The 19274-nt window shown below is 35.9% G+C and carries 21 protein-coding genes; 18 read left to right on the top strand and 3 right to left on the bottom strand.

The window, feature by feature from the left end:
- The first annotated feature begins 27 nt into the window (after positions 1–27).
- The 13 genes from miaA to PK943_01340 all read left to right on the top strand — a co-directional run bounded on the left by miaA (position 28) and on the right by PK943_01340 (position 11116).
- Complete coding sequence (gene miaA, locus PK943_01400) at positions 28–987, top strand: tRNA (adenosine(37)-N6)-dimethylallyltransferase MiaA (GenBank protein ID HRN77869.1); 960 nt, start codon at positions 28–30, stop codon at positions 985–987.
- Between the two features lie 28 nt (positions 988–1015).
- Positions 1016–1660, top strand: coding sequence for an SPOR domain-containing protein (locus tag PK943_01395; GenBank protein HRN77868.1), 645 nt, complete (start codon positions 1016–1018; stop codon positions 1658–1660).
- Between the two features lie 21 nt (positions 1661–1681).
- On the top strand, positions 1682–3634 hold the full coding sequence (locus PK943_01390) for a SurA N-terminal domain-containing protein (protein ID HRN77867.1): 1953 nt from the start codon (positions 1682–1684) through the stop codon (positions 3632–3634).
- Positions 3635–3643: 9 nt separating this feature from the next.
- Entirely contained in the window at positions 3644–4696 is a 1053-nt protein-coding gene (gene recA, locus PK943_01385; GenBank protein HRN77866.1) for a recombinase RecA, read from the top strand.
- 30 nt (positions 4697–4726) lie between these two features.
- Positions 4727–5293 (top strand): translation initiation factor IF-3, encoded by a 567-nt coding sequence (gene infC / locus PK943_01380; protein HRN77865.1) that lies wholly within the window; start codon positions 4727–4729, stop codon positions 5291–5293.
- A 13-nt stretch (positions 5294–5306) separates the two neighbouring features.
- Positions 5307–5510 carry a 50S ribosomal protein L35 gene (rpmI, locus tag PK943_01375; GenBank protein ID HRN77864.1) on the top strand — a complete coding sequence of 68 codons (204 nt, stop codon included), beginning with the start codon at positions 5307–5309 and terminating at the stop codon, positions 5508–5510.
- A gap of 30 nt (positions 5511–5540) precedes the next feature.
- Positions 5541–5888: a 50S ribosomal protein L20 gene (gene rplT, locus PK943_01370; protein ID HRN77863.1), complete on the top strand. Its 348-nt coding sequence runs from the start codon at positions 5541–5543 to the stop codon at positions 5886–5888.
- A 77-nt stretch (positions 5889–5965) separates the two neighbouring features.
- Positions 5966–6307, top strand: coding sequence for a hypothetical protein (locus PK943_01365; protein ID HRN77862.1), 342 nt, complete (start codon positions 5966–5968; stop codon positions 6305–6307).
- Positions 6307–6594 (top strand): cell division protein ZapA, encoded by a 288-nt coding sequence (gene zapA / locus PK943_01360; GenBank protein ID HRN77861.1) that lies wholly within the window; start codon positions 6307–6309, stop codon positions 6592–6594. Before PK943_01365 ends, zapA begins: the two co-directional genes overlap by 1 nt.
- Positions 6595–6789: 195 nt before the next feature.
- Positions 6790–8355, top strand: coding sequence for a ribonuclease Y (gene rny, locus PK943_01355; GenBank protein HRN77860.1), 1566 nt, complete (start codon positions 6790–6792; stop codon positions 8353–8355).
- A 4-nt stretch (positions 8356–8359) separates the two neighbouring features.
- Entirely contained in the window at positions 8360–9187 is an 828-nt protein-coding gene (locus PK943_01350) for a TIGR00282 family metallophosphoesterase (protein HRN77859.1), read from the top strand.
- Positions 9188–9210: 23 nt separating this feature from the next.
- Positions 9211–10098, top strand: a complete 888-nt coding sequence (locus tag PK943_01345) for a DMT family transporter (protein ID HRN77858.1) — start codon at positions 9211–9213, stop codon at positions 10096–10098.
- An 82-nt stretch (positions 10099–10180) separates the two neighbouring features.
- Positions 10181–11116, top strand: coding sequence for a DMT family transporter (locus tag PK943_01340; protein ID HRN77857.1), 936 nt, complete (start codon positions 10181–10183; stop codon positions 11114–11116).
- Between the two features lie 77 nt (positions 11117–11193).
- Here PK943_01340 and PK943_01335 read toward each other — a convergent pair whose 3' ends face one another.
- Positions 11194–11517, bottom strand: coding sequence for a hypothetical protein (locus PK943_01335; GenBank protein HRN77856.1), 324 nt, complete (start codon positions 11515–11517; stop codon positions 11194–11196).
- A 190-nt stretch (positions 11518–11707) separates the two neighbouring features.
- Here PK943_01335 and proS point away from each other — a divergent pair, with 190 nt between their 5' ends.
- The 5 genes from proS (at position 11708) to PK943_01310 (ending at position 17870) form a co-directional block, all read left to right on the top strand.
- Positions 11708–13177: a proline--tRNA ligase gene (gene proS, locus PK943_01330; GenBank protein ID HRN77855.1), complete on the top strand. Its 1470-nt coding sequence runs from the start codon at positions 11708–11710 to the stop codon at positions 13175–13177.
- A 129-nt stretch (positions 13178–13306) separates the two neighbouring features.
- Positions 13307–14218, top strand: a complete 912-nt coding sequence (locus PK943_01325; protein ID HRN77854.1) for a tyrosine recombinase — start codon at positions 13307–13309, stop codon at positions 14216–14218.
- 94 nt (positions 14219–14312) lie between these two features.
- On the top strand, positions 14313–15440 hold the full coding sequence (gene dnaN / locus PK943_01320) for a DNA polymerase III subunit beta (GenBank protein HRN77853.1): 1128 nt from the start codon (positions 14313–14315) through the stop codon (positions 15438–15440).
- Complete coding sequence (gene recF, locus PK943_01315) at positions 15430–16518, top strand: DNA replication and repair protein RecF (GenBank protein HRN77852.1); 1089 nt, start codon at positions 15430–15432, stop codon at positions 16516–16518. Before dnaN ends, recF begins: the two co-directional genes overlap by 11 nt.
- A 317-nt stretch (positions 16519–16835) precedes the next feature.
- Complete coding sequence (locus PK943_01310; GenBank protein HRN77851.1) at positions 16836–17870, top strand: hypothetical protein; 1035 nt, start codon at positions 16836–16838, stop codon at positions 17868–17870.
- Between the two features lie 268 nt (positions 17871–18138).
- On the opposite strand, the gene PK943_01305 is transcribed toward PK943_01310, so the two are convergent.
- The gene (locus tag PK943_01305) at positions 18139–18633 is read right to left on the bottom strand and encodes a hypothetical protein (GenBank protein HRN77850.1); all 495 of its coding nucleotides are present in this window, start codon (positions 18631–18633) and stop codon (positions 18139–18141) included.
- An 83-nt stretch (positions 18634–18716) separates the two neighbouring features.
- Positions 18717–19244, bottom strand: a complete 528-nt coding sequence (ruvC, locus tag PK943_01300; GenBank protein HRN77849.1) for a crossover junction endodeoxyribonuclease RuvC — start codon at positions 19242–19244, stop codon at positions 18717–18719.
- Between the last annotated feature and the right edge of the window lie 30 nt (positions 19245–19274).

Below are 19274 nucleotides of genomic sequence, written 5' to 3'. Positions count from 1 at the left end.
CAGGCCCTCTTTTATAAGGTTTGTTTAATGAGTATACAAAAAACAAAAAGCATTTTGATTATTTATGGTCCGACCGGTGTTGGCAAAACTGATTGTGCGCAGATTATTGCACAGCAATTACCTTCAGAAATTATTAATCTTGATATGGGACAGTTGTATACCCCGCTAACCATAGGTACTGCTAAACCTAATTGGCGTTCTGAATCTACGCCTCATCACTTGTTTGATATTATTGATACGCCACGTAACTATTCTGTTCAAGAATATCGTGATGCGGTTATTCCGCTCATTAAAGAAATATGGGAACGAGACAGGCTGCCTATTCTAGTTGGCGGTTCTGGTTTTTATTTGCGTTCTCTTTTTTTTCCACCGAGCGTTGAAGATCTTGCTGAGTATATACCCGATGAAGAAATATCAGCACAGAATTTATGGCAAGATCTCTATGCAATTGATCCTGAACGAGCACAAAAAATTCACAAACATGATGTATATCGAATTAAACGTGCTTTATCTATTTGGCAATCAACGGGGCGCAAGCCTTCAGAATATCTGCCACGTTACATACCAGTCGCGCCATATCGTATTATATTTTTAAACCGCGAACGAAACGAATTGTATACACGTATTAATGAGCGAGTGCATACAATGATAGAAGCAGGATGGCTTGATGAAGTACGCGCATTGATGGGTACCGCATGGGAACCATTTATTCTTGATAAAAAAATTATTGGTTATGATGATTTGATACGATATTTTACTGGTGAGCACACAACTGAAAGCTTTCAACATACCATTAGCTTGATTCAAAAAAGAACACGTCATTATGCAAAAAGACAACTGACGTATTGGCGTATGTTGCAGCGTGATCTTATTCATTCACATGAACATTACCTGCGTACTCACGCCAATGGATTTGGTATTGAGCTTGATGAGGTCAACTTGACGTTCACTAATCTTGAAGAGTATATTAATAAGCTATTAAATTAACCTATCAAAAGTAAGGTGTGTAGCTACAATGAACGAATATAATAATGAACAAAAAAAGCGAGAGTCATTCGAAGAAAAAAAATGCGTTTGCACGAGTACGCATGGATTATTTGTACCTAATCGTCAACTGAGTACTATTGTAGCATTTATCATGCTTATTCCATTTATGTCTTTTTTGGGAGGCTATTTTTTTGGTATCCATTTTGGAGCAGAAGATTTTACGCATAGAGTAGAGCAAGAATCTTTTACCGATCAGATTTATGCATCATTGTGTGTAACGCCACAAGAAAAAGATGAGAATTTCGTAATAACGCAAGATGAATCTATTGAACCTGCACAAACAGTTGATATTGATGCAAGTTCTATTGCTGTTGCTCACGAAAATAATGATAAAGCTTCTATTGTTGAACCAACTCTATCAAAAGAACGTTTTTATGCACAGTTGATAGGCTTTGGAACTTCACGTGCGGCTAATAACTTTGTACAGCGTATGGAAGAAAATGGTATTACAACCACTATAAAAACTCGTAAAAGCAAAACCTCTAAAGGTAAAGTAGTATCATGGTACCAGGTAGTTACTGAACCGTATGCTAACAAAAATGAACTTTTACGTATTGTTGAAAGAATTAAAGAAAAAGAAAAAATAAAAGATATACAAATTGTAACCTGTTAGTAGCAAGAAAGGTAGCACACAATGATCATCGACATTAGACGTTACATGAAAACAGATTCTTATCGAACTGTGTTATGGTTTACCGTTGCGGGCTTAATTATCGCTATGGTATTACCACCGGTTTTTAGCGGTTTGTCAAACAAGATTGATGAATGGGTTGTTCAAGTTAATAACGATACTATTTCATTTGCTCAATTCAGACAAAAAGTTATAGAACAGCAGCAATATATTTCATTTTTCAAACAACAGTATGGGCCGTATGCAGATGCACTCTTACAATCAATGGGCATGAGTTCTGATCCACGCGAAACAGCGTTTAGGTTTGCTGTTCAGGATGAACTTATAAATCAAGTTGCTGCGGCGATAGGTATAGAAATTCATGATGATTTAGTTAAAGAGCAATTACAGAATCAACGATTTGTTCAGCAAGAATTGAGTGGGTTGGTTCCAGGATATGTTTTTGATGCTACTGGCTCTATTAATCAGTTAGCGCTCAAACGTCACCTTAAACAAATAGGTATGTCTGTGGGCGACTTTAATCTAGCGGTTAAAAATGCTATCGCACGCAATACGGTGATGAGTATTATTGCTGTCGGTAATTATGCTACCGATGCACAAGTGCGCCAATCATATATTAATGAAAAGTTGGGCAAAAAATTTGCTATACTCGGACTTTCATTTGATAAATATTTAAAAAATGCACGTGAAAAATCAGTATCAGATCAAGAATTGCAAGCTTTTTTTGATAAACAAAATAGTGCACAACGTAGGTACTGGGTGCCAGAAAAACGCGCTGGTATTAAATGGAAATTCAGCCCTGAAACTTATGGAATTGCTATAGATGATAGTGCTATGCAGTCCTATTATGAAGACCATAAAACTACCGATTATGTTGATAATCCAACTCAAGTACAAGTTAGACGTATTTTGTTTAAGGTAGATAATGAATTGTCTGCCGTTAATGCGCATACTCAAGCAGAAGAGCTGCGCCGTGAATTGTTAGCTAATCCTGATCAATTTGCTGCCAAAGCAAAAGATATCTCTGAAGACAAAGAAAACCTTATACAATGGGTTACGCGTTCAGACAAAGATCGTGAATTAGAGCGTGCGGCATTTCTACTTAAAAACAATGGCGATATTTCATCAGTAATTCGCACTACAAATGGCTTTGAAATTATTCAACGCGTTGATAGGAAAGAGCGCACATATGTGCCATTTGCTAAAGTTAAAAATGATATTAAGACCTTATTATTGAACAAGAAATTCAAAAATCAATTTGTTGCAGATATGGAAGAAGCGTTACGATCAGGCGATAAGAATAAAGCCATAGCTGATTTGGTTCTTCAAAAAGGCGGTAAAAAAACTCCGGTTGCGTTAATTAATAATGATAATACACCTCTGGCACGTGCTTTATTTGGAACCAAAAAAGATGATATGAATTTTTATGTTGAAGGGAATGAAGGGTATGCGATTCAAGTAGAAACAATTCAAGAGCGCTACCTGCCAAGCCTAGACTCTATTAAAAAAACTGTCCTAGATGACCTGCATGAAGACCAAGCTATGCGATCTTTGCAAGATGATATAGTCAAGGCAAAAGATATGATCCATAGCGGACACTCCTTGGAACAGGTTAAAAATGCCTTGGGTGGCACTATTTCCCATACACCATGGATAAAACGAGATGAGGCAGAAGCAGCCAAGATCTTTGAGCAGTATGAACTAAATCCTGAACGTGCATTACAATTAGAAAAGATTGGTGCATTATTAACGCATAGTTCAGGTAAAAATGCTGTATTAGTCCAGCTAAATGCGGTACAAGAGATAGATCCGATCGAGTTTGCATCTCAACGTGCTGAAATGGCACGGACTATTGACCAGGAGCAAATTCCCCTTATTCTGCAGGGATTTGTTGCGTCTTTACGCAAAAATGCTACAATAAAAGTGAATGAATCAGCCTTAAACCTCTATCAATAATACATACACATGAAACAGAAAACATCCTCAGAAAAACATGTACTAAAAAATGATGAAAACACCTCAAAAAAGAAGGCTTTAGAGGTTACTTTTGCTCAAATTGACAAGCAATATGGCAATGGTGCCGTTATGCTTTTGGGGCAGGTTGGCAATAATAAAGTAGAGGCTATCTCGACAGGGTCAATCAAAATTGATCATGCGATTGGGGTAGGCGGGTTTCCGCGAGGTAGAATTATTGAAATTTTTGGCCCAGAATCGTCTGGTAAAACAACACTTGCTCTACATGCGATCGCTCAAGCACAAAAGAATAATGGTATTTGTGCATTTATTGATGCCGAACATGCCTTGGATGCAGCTCATGCACAGCGCTTGGGTATCAATATTGACGATTTAATTATTTCTCAACCTGATTACGGCGAACAAGCGCTTGATATAGCAGAAATGCTTGTCCGGTCTGGTGCTGTTGATATGATTGTAATTGATTCGGTAGCAGCGTTGGTTCCTAAGGCGGAACTAGAAGGCGATATGGGTGATTCGCATATGGGGCTTCAGGCTCGCCTCATGTCGCAAGCGCTAAGAAAGTTGACTCCTGTTGTGCATAAATCAAAAACAACATTGGTTTTCATTAATCAGGTTCGACAAAATATTGGTTCTATGCCATTTGCTCCTAAAGAAACTACAACTGGTGGTAAAGCACTTAAGTTTTACGCTTCAGTTCGTTTGGAAGTTCGACGTATTGCAAGTTTGAAACAGCAGGAAGCAAACATAGGCAATAGGGTTCAAGTGAAGGTTGCAAAAAATAAGGTTGCGCCTCCATTTAGAGTGGTTGAAGTTGATTTGTTATTTAATGAAGGTATAAGTAGGGAGCTTGATTTGCTAGACGTAGCAATAGATTGCAATGTGATAGAAAAATCAGGTGCATGGTTTTCATTTGAAGATAAAAAAATTGCACAAGGTCGTGATCAAGCTTTGACATATTTAAAAAATAATCAAGATGTTGTTACGATCATACATCAAAAAGTTCTGACTGCATTAGCAGGCAATGAAAACCCTGAAATATAAATATTAACCTATAAAGCGCATAGATTTGGTGTGGATACATTGAAAGAATTGAAAGATAAACGAGAAAAATCCCCGTTGATAAATGAAAAAATTAGAGCTGATCGGTTTCAATTGATTGGATCTAGTGGTGAAAACATTGGTGTTGTTTCCCGCAGTCAAGCACTACAACAGGCAGATGAAGAAGGCTTGGATTTAGTGCTTATTGCAGAAAGTGGCAAAGATGGGTTGCCAGTTGCAAAAATTATGGACTTTGGGAAAGTTCTGTATGAGAAGAAAAAAAAGAAAGCAGAAGCAAAAAAACACCAAAAAGTAATCCAAGTTAAGGAAGTTAAAATTAGTCCTAAAATTGGTGAGCATGATTATCAAACAAAAATGAAGCAAGCTATTCAATTTTTGGAAGATGGTAAACGAGTTAAGTTTACTTTGTTTTTCAGAGGTCGAGAACAAGCAACAAAAGATGAGCGTGGTGATGAGCTATTTGCGAAAATAGAAAAAACTTTTCGTGATAATGGATTTACCAGCGACAATATGCTTCAGGAAAGTGATATGAAAGCAGGTCGCTTGTGGTCTCGCATATATTATTTAAAAGGTAATTAACATAGGTGATTGTATGCCAAAAATAAAAACTAAATCAGCAGCAAAAAAAAGATTCAAAAAAGTTGGTGGCAAAAAGAATGGTAAAATAAAACGCGCTAAAGGTTTTAGACGTCACTTGTTGACTAAAAAGACTAAAAAAAATAAGCGTCAATTACGCAAAAGTGCATACGTAAGTGAAGCTGATTATAAAAGCATAGCTAGATTGTTACCATACTAATTATAATTCAATAATACTAGGATATTAATCATGACACGAGTAAAACGAGGTATAGTTGTAAAAAAGCGCCATAAACGCTTATTAAAACAAACTAAAGGCTTCTGGGGACAACGTAAAAACGTATTTAAACGTGCAAAAGAAACTTTAATGCGTGCATGGGCATATGCATATAAAGGTCGTAAATTAAGAAAACGTGATATGCGTTCTCTTTTTATCTCGCGTATTAGTGCTGCAGCAAAAGCGCATGGTACGTCATATAATAAATTTATGTATGGTTTGAGTAGTTCTCAGGTAATGTTGAATAGAAAAATGCTTAGCCAGTTAGCTATCTATGAGCCAAAAGCCTTTGCACAATTGGTTGATATAGCCAAAAAGTAGTTTTCTTGACAATGCGAGTCTCGTAGTACTAGTATCTTTCTTACCTGATAAATAATGTAAGGTAAGATAGGGGAGAGATGATGGATGCTTTAAAGGTACTAGAAGAAAAAGTTGTGACACTTGTAGCACTTATTAAGGATCTTCAAGGTCGTAATAAGAAATTACAAGCAACGTATGAAGAATTACAAAAGCATTCGGATACGTTAGCAACTAATAATGAAGAACTAAAAGCTGAAAATGCTAAACTCGCAGAAGAAAACGGACAATTGATAGCACGGCTTGATGGATTAGAGGGATCAGTTACTCAAGGTAGCAAGCAGATACAAGAATTAAGCAAAGAAAAAGAACTGACCAAAGTGGTTGTTGACGATCTAATCAAGAGTATAAATGACCTTGTAGGAAGCGAAAAACAACAATAATGAAAGAAAAGAAACGGTATACCGTACAAATAATGGACGGTGAGTATACATTAGTAAGTGATGAAGCAGAACAGCATATTAGACAATCTGCAGCAAAAGTAGATGATATTATGCGTTCACTTTCTGAACTTTTACAGAATGTAGAGCCAAAAAAAATAGCTGTTTTAACAGCATTGCGCATAGCAAGTGAACTTATAAACACGCAGGAATCAGTAAAAGCTATTGAACGCAAAGAGGCTGCTCTTATTGATCGTATAGATCAAGAGCTACTCACGCCTTTATCATAACGTCCTTTCATCGTGGTCGGTACAACAGTGACTACCTCATGTGTATGTATTAATTCCATATACACAGAGCCTCTCTTTTTTACTTCAAGCCTTATATTTAAAAATACTAAGCATACTTATGCATAGTATATAAAAAAGCAATAGTTGGAATCACCTAGTTGATTCCAACCAAGTAAAACAGATTGGATAAAGATTATGATAGGAATTTCTCTTATTACTATATTGGGCATATTTGGCCTTGCTATTACAGCTGCCGGTATGCTTTTATTGTTGTATGCACAACGCAAAATAAAAGGTGCTTCAACATTATTGGCAGAAGCAGAAGAAAAATGGCAAAATACAAAACGTCATATTGACAATGAACGCAGAGAAGCATCCTTAAAGCTTAAGGATGAAATGTACCGTAAGCGTAAAGAATTTGAGTTGGAACTTAAGAAAGAACGTCTTGAGTTGGATCGCTTGCAAAATAAGTTAAATGCAAAGTATGAGAACTTGGAAAAAAAGGATGAGCATCTTGATGAAATGCGTCGGGAAGTTCAACAAAAAGAACGAGAGCTTTTACGTGCAGAAGATACGCTACGAGTTAATGAATCAAAGCTCAAGAATCTATACAATGAGTTAATCGCAAAGCTCGAACGTATTGGCAATATGAGTAAGGATGAAGCAAAAAAAACTTTATTTGATACGCTTCAGGAAGAGGTGGAGCTTTCAAGCCAGCAATGGATTCAAAAGATTGAAGAAGAGGCGCGACAAACGGCAAAACAACGAGCAGTCGATACGGTAGTTACTGCAATGCAACGGTATACAGCAGATCAAGTGACGCCTCATGCATCGGGTATAGTTCATTTACCAAATGAAGAAATGAAGGGTCGAATTATTGGTAAAGAAGGCCGCAATATCAAATCTTTGGAAATGGCAACCGGTATGGAGTTTATTATTGGTGATTCGCCAGACATTACTATATCGGGTTTTAATCCAATTCGTCGTGAAGTTGCACGACGAGCATTAGAGCGTCTTGTCGCAGATGGTCGCATTAATCCAACTCGTATTGAAGAAACGGTGGTACAATGCGAAAAAGAGATCGAAGATATGATAGAAGAATATGGTAAACAAACTATTCTTGAATTCAATCTACAAGGGGTGCATCCTGAAATTGTTACCCTACTTGGTAAACTACATTTTCGTACTAGTTTTTCACAAAATGTATTATCGCATTCAAAAGAAGTGGGAATTTTTGCTCGCATGATAGCCGAAGAGCTTGGCCTTGATGGGCAAAAAGCATTACGAGCTGGATTACTTCATGATATTGGTAAGGCTGTTACAGCTGAAGTTGAAGGACCTCACGCGCAAATAGGTGCCGACATTGCTAAACGTTGCAAAGAGGACCCGCTGGTAGTTAATGCTATTGCTGCACACCACGAAGAAGTTCCATTTACCTCTATTTATGCACCAATTGTTGTCATAGCAGATACATTGTCTGCATCACGACCTGGTGCACGAAGAGAGACTTTAACTGCATATATCAAACGCTTAGAGAAGCTTGAAGAGATTGCTCAATCATTTCCTGGCATCAAAAAAGCATATGCTTTACAAGCTGGACGTGAATTACGCATACTAGTTGAAGAAGATAATCTAGATGACGAGAAAACTATGATGCTTGCACGTGATATTGCACGCAGAGTGGAAGAAGAGATGAGCTTTCCAGGGCAAATTAAAATTAACGTTATTCGTGAGAAACGTGCAGTTGAATATGCAAGGTAACAATATGAGTACATTACGAGTCTTATTAATCGGTGATGTAGTTGGCGATACTGGTTGTACTATGTTTCAAAAGCATATCAACCATGTGCGTGAGAAATATCATATTGATGCAATTATTGTAAATGGAGAAAATAGTGCTTCGGGTGGTAAGGGTATTACATCTCGTATCGTAAAATTTTTCAAGCATAATGGGGTAGATGTTATTACAACTGGAAATCATGTATGGGCTAAAAGAGAGATTTATGATTACATTGCTCAGCATCATGATGTATTGCGTCCGGCTAATTTTCCAATGGGTGTTCCCGGCGTTGGAGTTGCTACATTCGAGTGTAAAGGGCAAACTATTGGTGTTATTAATGTACAGGGTCGCGTATTTATGCGTGACCTTATTGATTGTCCATTTCGTACGGTAGAATCAATTTTGACTTACTTACGCAGTAAAACTAAGATAATTTTTATTGATTTTCATGCAGAAGCAACTTCTGAAAAGATGGCAATGGCCTATTTTGTGGAAGGCAAGGTATCTGGTGTCGTAGGAACTCATACGCATGTGCAAACAGCAGATGAACGGATTTTGCCTGGTGGAACTGCATATATTACTGATTTGGGCATGACTGGATCGTTAAATTCATCGCTCGGTATGAAAAAAGATGTAATTATAAAGCATTTTTTAGATCAAATGCCCGTAAAATTTGAAGTTTCTACTGATATGCCGGTAATTATGACGGGTGTTTGGATAGAGGTTGATGTACATTCAGGTAAAGCTATTAAAATTGAACGGGTAAAAATACTTGATGATAATTTACACATTCATAATACCCTAGGAGATTGATAGTAAATTATGTGAGGGTGCTAATGTTTCCAGTAGTATGTATGTATGCACTATTTGCTTTGAACCTGGTTATGGTTAAAGCTGGTCTGGGATATATACATCCTATTTTTTTACAAGGTATACGTTTATTTATCGCAGGTAATTTGCTACTTGTGTATCTCTATTTTTTTAAACCAACTACATTAAACGTAGACAAAAAAGATATACTTTCATTTGTACAAGCAGGTTTCTTTTTAATGTATATTAGTTTTGTGCTTGGCATTATGAGCTTAGACGATTTCTCATCTGCTAATCAATCGTCTTTATTGAATTTATCTCCTTTTTTAGCAGCATTACTTTCATATGTATATTTTGCAGAACGATTAACGAAGTACAAATGGATTGGCTTAGTTATAGGAGTATTTGGTTTTATTCCACTTATTTTGCTTTCTTCTGTAGATCCAGCTAATAAAGCGACATTCTTTTCTATTCCTGGTATGCAAGCAACAGGATCAATTTTTGGATATACCTATGGATTAGTCTTGGTGCGGCAACTGGTTAAGGATAAAGGATATTCTCCGTTATTGATTAATGGAATTACTATGGCTTTAGGAGGTGTTTTGGCTTTATGTACCTCATTTTTTTTAGAAACATGGTATATAGAATCGTTTAGTCTATTATTTGAGCCATTTTTATTTGGCTTAATAATTGTTGTACTCTGCACCGATATGCTTCGCTATAACATGTATGCTATGCTTTTACGGCGATATACGGTAACTTTTATGTCATTCGCGGGTTTTATGTACCCTTTGTTTGCAGCTTTATTTGGTTGGCTTTTTTTAAAGGAAAGTATCTCAAAGTGCTTTCTAATCTCAACTTCTATTATTTCTATTGGATTATATGTTTTTTATCTGGAGGAATTACGTAAATAAGAGCTAGCAGCACCGCTTATTCTGCACTATACTTAATTGTTGCGTGATACTATTATTGTAATAACCTATCTGGGATTTTATAATGTTTTTAATTATTCTTCTTTATGCATTACTAGCTAGTACGTTTACCCTTGGGAAAGCAGCGCTTGATTATGGTCGACCATTCTTTTTAATAGCAGTACGTATGTTCGTAGGGGGAGGGATATTGCTTTCCTACCAATATTTTGCTGATCGTAGCAAATTTTACCTTAAAACGAAGGATTTGTTTCTTTTCTCACAAATATTCCTTTTCCACATTTATCTTTCGTATATGCTTGAATTTTGGGCTCTTGAATACCTTTCTGCTGCTAGCGTAGGGCTTATTTATAATATTTCTCCCTTTGTTACTGCTATTTTTTCTTATTTTCTCTTTCACGAACGACTTTCCGGTAAGCAAAATCTTGGCTTGATTATTGGTTTTTTCGGTCTATTACCCATAATTATGCAACAAACACCAGAAGAGATAGCGGTTGGAAGCTTTTATGTTTCATTGCCCGAATTGGCCTTGTTTATCTCTGTAGCTGCCGCATGTTATGGTTGGATAGTGATGAAACAATTACTCGACCGTGGTTATACACCCGTGATGGTTAATGGGGTGGGAATGATTGTTGGTGGTTCCATGGCCTTACTGACCTCATTGTGGTGGGATGGTTTGCCGGTGATAAAGCCAGCTGAATCTGAAGGGTTAATACGTCCGTTCTTGATAAATATATTGGGATCTCATGGTGCAGGGATAGCGATATTTGCTTGGTATGCATTGCTCCTTGTTGTTGTTGCTAATATTATATTTTATAACCTATATGGTGAGCTACTTAAGAAATATTCGGCAACGTTTCTATCATTTGTAGGTTTTATAACGCCACTATTTGCTGCATTGTTTGGTTGGTTAATGCGTGGTGAAGAGGTTACCTGGCATTTCTTTGCTTCAGTAATTTTTGTAACCTTTGGCTTATATGTTTTCTATCAAGATGAGTTATAAGAAAAACGAGATCTATATAGGTTTAGGCAAATAAAAAAGAGGCCTTTTATGGGGCCTCTTTTTTTAGCGCAAATATCTTACTTAGCAGATTTTGCTTTACGTACACGGCGTTTAGCCATTCTGCGTTTGCCATCGCGAGTCAACATAGGCTCTTTTTTTGCGACTGCTTTTTTCGCAGTTTTACGTTTACGACGAGCTACCTTACGTTTGCCAGTCTTACGTTTTGCAGATTTACGTTTAGTAGTTTTGCGTTTTGCTACTTTACGCTTGCTAGTCTTACGTTTTGCAGATTTACGTTTAGTAGTTTTACGTTTTGCTACTTTACGTTTTGCAGTACGTTTAACTGATTTACGTTTTGTAGTCGCTTTTTTACGACTTACTTTACGTTTTTTTACTGCCATTTTCGTCTCCTTTTTTGAGGTTCCTCTTTTTTTCTTTTTTGCGAATTTCAACATCTCACTATAAATCGTAAATGATTTGAATAAAAAAATGCAATAGTTTGATAGGTTTTAATAACAATAAAATAAAAATATATTTTGTAATAGTTGATTTTCAGGTCTAATTCTGTACTTTTTTGCATAATGCAGTAATATGAAATATAAAGAAAAAATAAGCACTATTAAATACTATGGTAGGTACATGAGCAAGCTTCCGAGTATAAAAAATCAATTTCCAGAATGGTATCAAGAAGTAATCCATCAAGCAGAACTTGTTGATCAATCACCCGTACGCGGCACTATGGTCATTAGACCGTATGGGTATGCAATATGGGAAAATATTAAAGAAATATTGGATCGTCGGATCAAAGAAACAGGGCATGAAAATGCCGCATTCCCTCTTTTTATTCCAGAATCGTTCATTAAAAAAGAAGCCGAACATGTGGCAGGATTCGCACCTGAACTTGCCGTGGTAACTCATGCAGGAGGCAAGGAGCTAGAAGAGCCTCTTGTTGTCAGACCAACCTCTGAAACCATGATTCATTATATGTTTGCTCGGTGGATCAAATCTTGGCGTGATTTACCTCTCAAAATAAACCAGTGGGCCAATGTAGTTCGGTGGGAAATGCGACCTCGAGCATTTTTACGTACAACGGAATTTTTCTGGCAAGAAGGTCACACCGCACATGCAACACAACAAGAAGCAGAAGAAGAAGTAATGCTTATGTTGCAGGAGTATGTTAATCTTGCTCAAAACTATTTGGCAATTCCGGTAATTGCTGGTGAAAAAACACCAACAGAACGATTTCCGGGTGCGGTCAAAACTATGACATTTGAAGCACTTATGCAAGATGGTAAAGCCTTACAAATGGGAACTTCTCACTTGCTGTCTCAAAAATTTGCAGAATCATTCCATATTGAATTTCAAGATAAAGAAGGTAAGTTGGCTATGCCATACCTTACTAGTTGGGGGGTAACAACACGGCTTATAGGGGCAGTAGTTATGGTACATGGCGATGAGCGTGGCCTTGTTATACCGCCCAAAATAGCTCCAATTCAGGTGGTCATTATTCCAATTTTAAAAAAGAATATGGATAATACAACAGTACTTACGGCTGCTCAACACATTAAAAACGAACTGCAAAGCAAAGGCATTCGTGTCTTTTTGGATGAAGATGAACACAAAACACCAGGTACCAAATTCTATAAATGGGAATTACGTGGTGTGCCAGTACGCATAGAAATTGGTCCACGTGACGTAGAAAACAATCAAGCTGTAGTAGCAGATCGTATTGATCTATCTAAAGAGTCAGTTGCTTTAAATACTATAGTACCTCACGTAGAGCAATTACTTGAGCGTGTACAAAAAGAATTGTTTGACCGTGCAGTGGCACGTCAGAAGGCTATGTGGCATAAGGATGCAAAGCTTGCTGAATTCGGTCCGATTTTGGAAGAACATAATGGAATATATCAAACCGGGTGGTGCGGTGATGCGGCATGTGAAGCTGAACTTAAACGATATAAAGCTTTTACCCGTTGTTTGATACAAGAAAAAACATTTGATACATGTTTTAATTGTACAAAACCAAGCATAGGTGATGTACTTGTAGCAAAAGCATACTAAAAAAATCCCTGGGTTTCTCCGGGGATTTTTAAAATATCTTATTAAAATCTAAGCCATATAATGTACTATAGTCATGCGTAGCATGACTATGTTATACTACGCATATCCAGAAAAAAGGGGAGAAGTAGTATGGAAAACTCAACAATATTATATAAGTTTGAAGCCTACCTTTTAACCGAAAAACGTGTTGCAGTCAATACGTTAGCAGCTTACAAAAAGGATATTGATCAATTAGCTGATTTTTTAAAGAAGAAAAAATTAGAAATCCAACAAGTAACATTGAAAGACCTCAAATCTTTTTTAAAATACCTACACAAGCAATCGTTGAGTGCTCGAAGCATAGCACGTAAAATATCTGCATTAAAAACGCTTTTTTCTTACCTAAATGATCAATTTGAGTGGAAAAATGTTGCTAAAGATTTGCGTATTCCTAAAATGGACAAAACATTACCGCATTATTTGTCTGAGCCAGATGTAGAAAAACTATTTGCGGTTGCTGATAACGATAATTCTACGCATGCATTGCGTAATAAAGTTATGTTATATCTTATGTATACTTCTGGCATGCGGGTGAGTGAGCTTGTTCGCCTTAAAACATCTGATATTCAATTTGATACCGGGTTCATAACGGTTGATGGTAAGGGAGGCAAGCAACGTATAGTACCAATACCACATGCTATAATTAATATGTTGCGTGAATATATTGATACCAAACTAGAAGTGCAAAATGCAACACGCAAGGCGCGTACGGTAGTGCCTTATTTATTTTCCACCCAATATGCGGGAGTTATTAAACCTATGTCACGGCAATCATTTTGGATTATTTTGAAAGAAATGTGGGCCAAAACGGGAAGTAAGAAAAATATTTCTCCACACCAATTGCGACATTCTTTGGCAACTCATATGCTAAAAAAGGGAGTTGATTTACGTTCTTTACAAATGATTTTAGGGCATGAAAATTTATCTACTGTGCAAATTTATACTCATATAGAAACAAGCTATTTGCGTACTATTTACGACAAAAAACATCCACGTTCTTAAGGTTTTTTTAGATATTGTTCTTTTTATTTTTTGCTGCCATAGTATACTTTATTGATTGAGGATAAAGCCGGCAGAATTCCAAAGGAATTAAAACATGAAAAACACGTTTATTGTTGAACAGAAACCATTTTTATCATTACTTGCATCTATGCAACCAATTTGTACTAAGCGCACTACACTTGATGCAACATCATCTATTCTGTTTCAAATTGGTCACAAAGAATTAGTACTAAAAAGTACCGATTTAGAAATTAGTTTACAAGCAAGTTATCAACTTGAACATGCAGACATCATGCAACCGCAGTCATTTTTAGTTTCTGGGCGCCGTGTGTTTGATCTTATTAAAGAACTGGATGGTCAAATTGAAATTACTGTGACAGATAAACAAATGCGTCTAAAATCTGGATCTGCAAAGCTTGCGCTTAATATTAAAGATGCGCAGGATTTTCCGCCATTTCCCGAGCGCATTGAGAATTTGATGCATCTAGATCAGAATTTCTTGTTGGATATGTTGAATAAAGTTGCATTTTTGATTCCGCAGAATAACGCAACTCCAGCATTAAATGGTTTATACTTGGAGATATCAAGACAAAATCTTAAAATGACTACAACTGATGGTCATTGCTTAGCACAAGTTTGTTCAGAAAAATATCAACTTGAAGAACCCAAGACATGGTTATTACCACGTAGAGCGGTTTTTGAGGTAAAAAAATTATTAGAAGGTACAGCAGAGAGTAAACCAATATTTTTAGGTGTATGTGGGAATCAATTGGTATTTTCAGGTGAATCATTCAATTTTTTTACTAAATTGCTAGTTGATCCATTCCCACAATATCAAAATATTTTAGAGCGTAAAGGGTTTGTTCCTGCTAAAGTCGATCGTTCTCACTTTGTGAAAACACTCAAACGTTCATCCTGCTTGTTATCAGGACAATTTATTGCAACAACTTTTGGATTTGACCCTGAAAAAATACATGTCTCCATGCAAAATAATGAAGTAGGCGCCTTGCAAGAAGATGTACCGCTTGAAGGTTTTACTGGTGAACAATTAGACGTGCGCTTCTATGCACCATATTTGTTAAGTGGCTTGCAGGTTTTCCCGCAAGATCAAATACAGTTTTATCTAAAAAATGCCTCAAAACCAATAATATTCGAGTCTGCAGATAAAGAATATAATATGTTATATTTAGTAATGCCAGTGGCCCCAACACATGCAACATAATGATATATCATTACAACTTAAACGTTTGCACATAAAAAATTTTAGATGTTTCAATGATCTTACACTTGATTTACAGAGTCCTGTAGTTTTGATTGAAGGCATAAATGGAACAGGTAAAACCTCGATTTTAGAGGCATTGTATTATTCGTGTTACTTACGTTCTTTTCGTACGCATTGGCCCCGAGAGCTATTGCAATTTAATCATACTAATTTTTTTATTAAAGCTATTGTTTCAGCCGAATCAATTACGCATGAAATTCAGGTTGGTTTCTCAGGAGCAAAACGTTTAGTTAAAGTTAACCAAAAGGTAGTAAGTTCATACAAGGAGCTTATGAATTTTTACCGAGTAGTAAGTTTAACTGAAGATGATTTGGAGCTTATCAACGGAGGCCCTCATATTAGACGCGCATTCATTGACCATGCGCTATTGCTGCATAATCCAGAATTTATACATGATATTCGTACGTTGAAGCAGATTGCAGATCATAGGAACAGCTTACTTAAAAAAGGTAGGGCAGACAGACAGGCCTATACGCTCTGGACAGAGCAGTTATGGGATATATCTCATATCATCCAGCACAAACGGCAAGAGCTCCTTGCTATACTGGCAAAAAAGACCCAAGAAATGATAGATACCTTCTTTGGCGGATCTATATCGATTGTATTTGAGTATCAGATTAAAAAAATGTCTCTAACAAGGGATGCTATGGTGGCCGATGATCAGCTTTATCGAGATGAACAACGGCTTGGCAGGTCACTATTTGGAGCCCATTTGGACGATATAAATATCACATTTCAGGACAAAAAATCAAAGTCTTTTGCCTCTCGTGGCCAACAAAAACTGATCATATTTCTATTAAAAATAGCCCAAATCCAGTATTTGAAGGATTTCCAGGGTTCAGCAGTATTTCTTATTGATGATTTTATGACTGATTTCGATGAATTGCGGGCACATACCATTCTTGCCGCACTTACCGGTCTTAACTCCCAGCTAATCTTTACCTGCCCCGTACGCAACCTGTTTTTAGAAGACAATCTTAGGCAGCATGGTTTGCAACATATAAAATTGACAATCTGAAAACCATGGCCTAGTATAGGCCATAATTATTTTTTAAAGAAGTTGACAGCCATTAAAAAATAGTTTACATTATTTGACAATAAGGTTGAATTTGTCCTTTATATTAAAGCTTTTTTTAGTTTATTAAAGTTGACATTTTAACTAAAAGATTTAACCTTATTATTACTTAACTTAGGCTTCATTACTACTCTCCTTTTTTCCAACGCACCGATTATTTTAATCGGTGCGTTGGTTTTTTTACGCAAATTATTGCTACTATAATAATGACTGTCATACGCTGTATCTCATCTTTCTTTTTGATCAAAAGGTATTCATGTATGAAGCATCTATTTGTTTTTAGCACATTGTTATGTATTTGTTTTTTTTGTAGCAATATATATACCGTTGAATACCTTTATCCTATCGATACTTTCAAGCATGAGGGTGATGATATTGTATTAATTATGCATCAAGTATCCAACAGGGAAATACAATTGCTTGCATGGCATGCAGAAAAAGAAATTTATATACCATTGCTATCGAAGCAATACAATCCAACAAGTGTAAAGCTATTACCGGATAAGAATGGCTTTAGCTTTATTGATAATGGACTACTAAAAATAAAAAAATTTGATAAGCGTTCAGTTCATATTGTAGAGTTTGATAAGCCTCTTTATAACATAGGGTACATTCAATGGATTAATCCACAACAATGTTATTTTCATGCAAAGTATGGTGAGCGATATGGTATTTACAAAAGTAATATGGAAGGTGAAATAACACCTTTAATTACTGACACATCTTGTAATAATATGTATCCACAAAAAATTGATGATACAATTTTTTGCATTGAACATATACATCATCAGTATAAAGTTATTGCAGTTCATCATTCTCAAGATAGCCTACATCAAGTCAAAACTGTAGTTAAGGATTTTGGTAACATTGCTATAGCATATCTTACTATGACTGATCGCAATGAAGGTTTTGTAATTGCCCATCCAAAATATATCGAAACACATAGCAAAGTTATTAATTTTCAGATGTATCAAATAAAAATTTTTGATGGTATATCTTCATGCGAAAAAATTTTGGACTTTAATTTACCAACCAAGTTATTTTTTGACAATAATTATTTATTACACGAAGGAATAATACCCTTTTTGCCTCGCATATCAAAACAGGGTATAAATTTCAACGACACCAAAAGAAGCAAGTTGATTGATCCGATGTATTATCTATTTAAAGATCGTTCGATTAAAGAGTGTTTTTGTGAGTGTTTTTTTCAACCGCCTAGCCAAAAAACTATTATTGGATTTTTTGCACCTATCCTAGTTGGGCAATACTATATATACGGATATGCGTGCGATTAATAATTTATTATTTATTATTTTTTATAAAATTTGTGACTTATTGATCTATGGTTTAGATGCTATTTTTATAGTCTCGCATAGCGTATAAAAACTAAGAATGAGATATGAAATTTCTATATTTTTCTGGTTGGATATTTGCATCAGATCGTATATTTACATTTTTTAACATAATATCCATTATCGGGCATAAGGTATATTCTGGGTTAAATTTTGAGGCAAAAAATGTAAGAAGGTTTTGACTCGAAGTTGAGTCAAGAAAATTTCAAGATTACTCATGCTCGTAGAGCACTACTACTATAGGTATATGTTTTTCCATATGGAAGTCAAGTAAAATTTTTTCGAACTCAATAAACCATGGTGTAGCAAGTAGCTCTTTTGTCGCTTCAATCCATATGAAATCATAATAAAAGTCTTCTATAAAAAATTCTTCCAGATCACGAATATCAAATGGATCTAGGTATCCTTTATTGGAAATACTACGATAAATATGAGTAATCCTAGGTGGTAATTGTTGTTCAGATAAGGTAACGCATGCCCCATCATGATGATACATTTGCAGTGATGAAACAAATCGTTCTACTAAAGTACGTCCAACTACTTGATTTGGAACTTTGATATAATGAAATCCGTTTGTTAAAAATTTATCCTGCAATTCTAAAATTACTTGCTCAGAAAGTGGCTCACGCAATATCTCGAATGTACGTATAGATCGAGTCAGATCAATCGGTAAAACCTTATTGAGCAACAAAGAGTCTCCAACCATAAGAGCCTCCCATCGAGTATGTCCCCCTTACCCTTCTTTCCCTACCCCTACTCTATATGAGTGTCATGCAAAAAAACAATAGTTTAACGTAAAAGTTGAGCTCGATGTTTCCATAAACCACAAAGAGTTATTGCTAAAGCATCAGTTACATCTTCTTTTTCAGGTTTTTCAAGCCTTGGAAAAAGTTGTAAGATAACACGAGCAACCTGATCTTTGCTAGCACCACCAAAGCCAGTTATTGCTTGTTTAATTTCCCGAGGTGAGAATTCATGCATGATAAGATTATTATTATGCGACAAAAGATATAGGATACCACGAAGATAACCTAGCTTTAAAAAATTCTGAGCATTTTTACCTAGAAATGGTGTTTCAAGCGCTAAATCAGTTATATGCCATCTAGCAATCTTTTCTGCAAAAAAATTATGAAATATAGAGATTCGCTCTGATAAATGCTTGGTTGGTGACATTTTCAAATAACCGCTATCAAGTAATAATATCCTATTGCCCTCTTTTTTTATAATACTATAACCTGCTATGTGAAAGCCTGGGTCAATTCCTAAAATTATCATATATTTATTCTCTTCATCAAAATGATTGCTATGAAAAATCATAAACAAGTAAACTAATATGGGGAGTAGTAT

The organism is Candidatus Dependentiae bacterium, assembly GCA_035445995.1.
GTDB lineage: Bacteria > Babelota > Babeliae > Babelales > Vermiphilaceae > DAOMRS01.
The sequence above is the reverse complement of the archived record's forward strand: the minus strand, read 5'-3'. Positions and strand labels throughout refer to the sequence as shown.